General features: G+C 65.0%; 4 protein-coding genes. All 4 read left to right on the top strand.

The annotated features are described in order from the left end of the window. Nucleotides 1-83 precede the first annotated feature (83 nt). Nucleotides 84-1,337, top strand: coding sequence for an NAD(P)/FAD-dependent oxidoreductase (locus tag AC1DYI_RS28755; protein ID WP_477207541.1), 1,254 nt, complete (start codon nucleotides 84-86; stop codon nucleotides 1,335-1,337). A 35-nt stretch (nucleotides 1,338-1,372) separates the two neighbouring features. Beyond that, nucleotides 1,373-2,749, top strand: a complete 1,377-nt coding sequence (locus tag AC1DYI_RS28750) for an MFS transporter (RefSeq protein ID WP_477207540.1) — start codon at nucleotides 1,373-1,375, stop codon at nucleotides 2,747-2,749. A gap of 30 nt (nucleotides 2,750-2,779) precedes the next feature. Further along, nucleotides 2,780-3,487 (top strand): fumarylacetoacetate hydrolase family protein, encoded by a 708-nt coding sequence (locus AC1DYI_RS28745; protein ID WP_477207539.1) that lies wholly within the window; start codon nucleotides 2,780-2,782, stop codon nucleotides 3,485-3,487. A 12-nt stretch (nucleotides 3,488-3,499) separates the two neighbouring features. Beyond that, a partial coding sequence (locus AC1DYI_RS28740) for a cupin domain-containing protein (RefSeq protein ID WP_477207538.1) occupies nucleotides 3,500-3,985 on the top strand: 486 nt, incomplete at its 3' end.

Raw genomic sequence — 3,985 nt, 5'->3', positions numbered from 1 at the left:
CAGCTACCCGGTGAAGATCGAAGGCGGCCGTGTCTGGCTCGCCCTCGACTGACGACGCCGGTCGACCACCTCAGGAGACCCACATGAACGCTGAGCGACCAGAGGTCGCGGCCGCTGCATGCGCGCCCAAGACGATCGTGATCATCGGAGCGGGCCAGGCCGGCGGCTGGGCAGCGCACACGCTGCGGGCCGAAGGGTTCAAGGGTCGGATCGTGCTGATCGGCGCCGAACTGCACCCGCCGCACGAGCGCCCGCCGTTGTCGAAAGCGGTGCTGGCCGGTGAAGCCGACCACCAAAGCACGAGGCTGCACAAGGCGGACGCATTCGAGGCGCTCGAGCTTGACTGGCGACCCGGCGTCGCCGTGACGCGGATCGAGCGGGTGCAGAAGCGGCTCGAACTTTCGGGCGGCGAGTCGCTGGCCTACGACAAGCTGATCCTGTGCACAGGGGGCCGCGCTCGCCCCCTCGCGGTGCCGGGCGCCGACGCCGTGCCCGTCCACACGCTGCGAACAATCGACGACGCATTGGCGCTCGCACCGACGTTGAAGCCGGGGCGAAGCGTGGTCGTGGCCGGCGGAGGCTGGATCGGATTGGAGGTTGCGGCAACGGCCCGCAAGTTGGGTGCCGAAGTGACCGTCATCGAAGCCCAAAGCCGCCTGTGCGAGCGCACCGTGCCACGCGACATCTCGGAGCACCTGCTCGCGTTGCATCGAACGCACGGCACCCGCGTGATGCTGGGCGCCAGCATCACGGGCGTGTCGTCGACCGCAGAGGGTCGCTCGGTGGTCTTACTCGGCGACGGCACTGAATTGCCATGCGACGCCATCGTCGCAGGCATCGGACTCATCCCTAACGACGAGATCGCCCGCAGCGCGGGTCTCGAGTGCGACGGCGGCGTGATCGTCGACTCGCGCTGCAGAACATCCGATCCCGACATCCTGGCCGCGGGCGACGTCGCCGTGGCACCGAACCCGTGGGCTGGCCGGAGGCTGCGGCTCGAATCCTGGCAGAACGCGCAGGAGCAGGGAATCGCCGCGGCGCGCTCTGCACTCGGCATGGAGGTCGACTATCAACCTCTGCCTTGGTTCTGGTCCGATCAGTACGGCATGAATCTGCAGATCTACGGCGTGCCGACACCGACGCATCGCGTGGTCGCGCGCGGAACGCCGGGGGCCGACAGCTTCGTGCTGTTCTATCTCGATGGCAATGTCATCCATGCCGCCATCGGGCCCAACGCTGCACGTGACCTGCGCTTTGCTCGTCGCCTTATCGAGCAGCGCAAGGCGATCGACCCCGATCGGCTCGCCGATGTGTCGATACCGATGTCCAAGCTCTGAACCACTGTCGTCAAGACACCCACCAGGAGACAGCCATGCGGCAAATCGATGTTCACAAGCTGGCCGACGAGGCCCGCTTCAACCGCTTTCACGGGCTCGTGCTGTTCTGGTGCGCGCTGATCATCATCTTCGATGGCTATGACCTGGCGGTTGTCGGCATCGCGCTGCCATCGATCATGAAGGACCTCGGTGTCGATCCGACCCAGGCCGGTTTCATGGTCAGCTCGGCGCTGTTCGGCATGGTGTTCGGCGCCATCTTCCTGGGCACCATCGCCGACAAGATCGGCCGTCGCAAGGCCATGGCCATCTGCATCGCTCTGTTCAGCATCTTCACCGCAGCAGCCGGCCTGACCAAGGACCCGGTGATGTTCAGCCTGGCTCGTTTCCTTGCCGGGCTTGGCATTGGCGGCGTGATGCCGAATGTCGTCGCGCACATGACCGAATACGCACCGAAGAAGATCCGTGCGACCCTGGTCACGCTGATGTTCAGCGGCTACGCCGTCGGTGGTGTCGTGGCCGCGATCCTGGGCAAGGGCTTGATCGAGACGTATGGCTGGCAGTCGGTGTTCTTCGCTGCCGGACTCCCGGTGCTGCTGATTCCCGTCATCCTCAAGTCGCTGCCGGAATCGATGCCATTTCTGCTTGCCCGGGGCCGCCACGAGGAACTGAAGGCAATCGCCTCCAAAGTGGAGCCGAGCTACCAGCCGGCAGCGAGCGACCGCTTGACCGTGCCGGCGGAAGACAAGGCCGACAGCGCCCCCATCCGGCATCTCTTCACCGAGGGCCGCGGCTTCAGCACGGTGATGTTCTGGATCGCGTTCTTCATGTGCCTGTTCATGGTGTATGCGCTCAGCTCGTGGCTCACGAAACTGATGGCCGGCGCGGGCTACAGCCTGGGTTCCGCCCTGACATTCGTGCTGGTGCTGAACTGCGGCGCCATCATCGGGGCCGTCGGCGGGGGCTGGCTGGCAGACAGGTTTCACATCAAGTTCGTGCTGGCGGCGATGTATGCGCTGGCCGCCATCTCGATCACGCTGCTCGGAGTGCCGATGTCCACGACGGCTCTGTTCATCGTCGTGGGTCTGGCCGGTGCCTCGACCATTGGTACGCAGATCGTTGCCAATGCGTACACCGGCCAGTTCTATCCGATGGCCGTGCGTTCCACCGGTCTGGGTTGGGCGTTGGGCATTGGCCGCACCGGCGCGATCCTGGCGCCGATCGTCATCGGCATTCTGGTGAGCATGAAGCTGCCGCTGCAGCAGAACTTCATCGCGATCTCGGTACCGGCTGTCATCGGAATGATGGCCGTCCTGCTGATCGACCACCGCCGGTCGTCCTCGGCCCATCACCAAGCCGCGAGCGCCAAATTGCCCGAGCTGTTGGAGAACGCGCCGGTCGTCCGCGTGGCCTGAATGTCGACACCAAGCTTCAATGGAACCAACATGAACCAGCCCGCCTACCTCTGGAATCCGCCCCCCGTCTACTCGCTGCCTGTGCGCGGCAAGACCGAGCGCTTGCCGGTCAACCGGCTCTTCTTCGTCGGCCGCAACTACCACGCCCATGCMRTCGAGATGGGTCGGCCCGTCGACAAGTCGGCGGAGGTGCCGTTCTACTTCACCAAGGCGCCCTCAACGCTCGTCGAGTCGGGTGCCACCGTCTCATACCCGCCCGGGACCAAAGACTATCAGCACGAGATGGAGCTCGTGGTGGCGATCGGCGCACCCGGGTTTCGCGTCAGCGACGCCAAGGCTCCCGAGTTGATCTATGGCTACGCCTGCGGTTTGGACATGACGCGTCGCGATTTGCAACTCGTTGCCCGCGAGAAGGGCCGGCCTTGGGACCTGGGCAAGGATGTCGAGCAGTCGTCGGTGGTTTCCGAAATCGTGCCGATGCCTGGCACGATCCTCGACAAGGGAGCTTTGGTCTTGAACGTCAACGGCGACCAGCGGCAGGCGTCGGATCTGTCCAAACTGATCTGGAACATTCCAGAGCTCATCGCCGACCTGTCGAAGTTCTATCACCTGCAGCCGGGCGATCTGATCTTCACGGGCACCCCTGAGGGCGTCGGCCCGTTGCAACCCGGCGACCGCATCGAAGGTCGCGTAGATGGTGTCGGCGCGATCACGCTCAGCATCGGCCTCGCCGAATGAAAGGACATGACCATGCCCGTCGATGTCACTCCCTCGCCCGTGCGGTTGAAGGCCGTTGCCGCCCCTGGGCAGCCCGATCCATCGCCTGAGCTAGAGGCGCTGTATCGCGGCTTCGAGCGGGAGCTGCTGGTGCCGCTGTGGACGGAGATCGGCGACCTGATGCCGGTGCATCCCCAATCGAAGGCGGCCCCGCATCTGTGGCGCTGGGACAGGTTGAATGAACTCGCTGAGCAGGCGGGCCGCATCGTGCCGGTCGGTCGTGGCGGCGAGCGGCGCGCGATTGCGCTGGCCAATCCATCCCTTGGCGGCAAACCCTTTGCCACGCCAACCTTGTGGGCTGCGATCCAATACCTCATGCCAGGCGAAGATGCACCGGRGCATCGCCACACCCAACACGCGTTCCGCTTCGTGGTCGAAGGCGAAGGCGTCTGGACGGTGGTCAACGGCGACGCCGTGCGCATGTCCCGCGGCGACTTCTTGCCTCAAGCAGGATGGAAT

It is taken from the genome of Ideonella sp. P3_A4 (genome assembly GCF_056403075.1).
The sequence above is the reverse complement of the archived record's forward strand: the minus strand, read 5'-3'. Positions and strand labels throughout refer to the sequence as shown.

What these genes read in the sequence shown, in the direction of transcription:
- AC1DYI_RS28755 (WP_477207541.1), top strand. Translation starts at nt 84, where the DNA reads ATGAACGCTGAGCGACCAGAGGTCGCGGCCGCTGCATGCGCGCCCAAG.
- AC1DYI_RS28750 (WP_477207540.1), top strand. Translation starts at nt 1,373, where the DNA reads ATGCGGCAAATCGATGTTCACAAGCTGGCCGACGAGGCCCGCTTCAAC.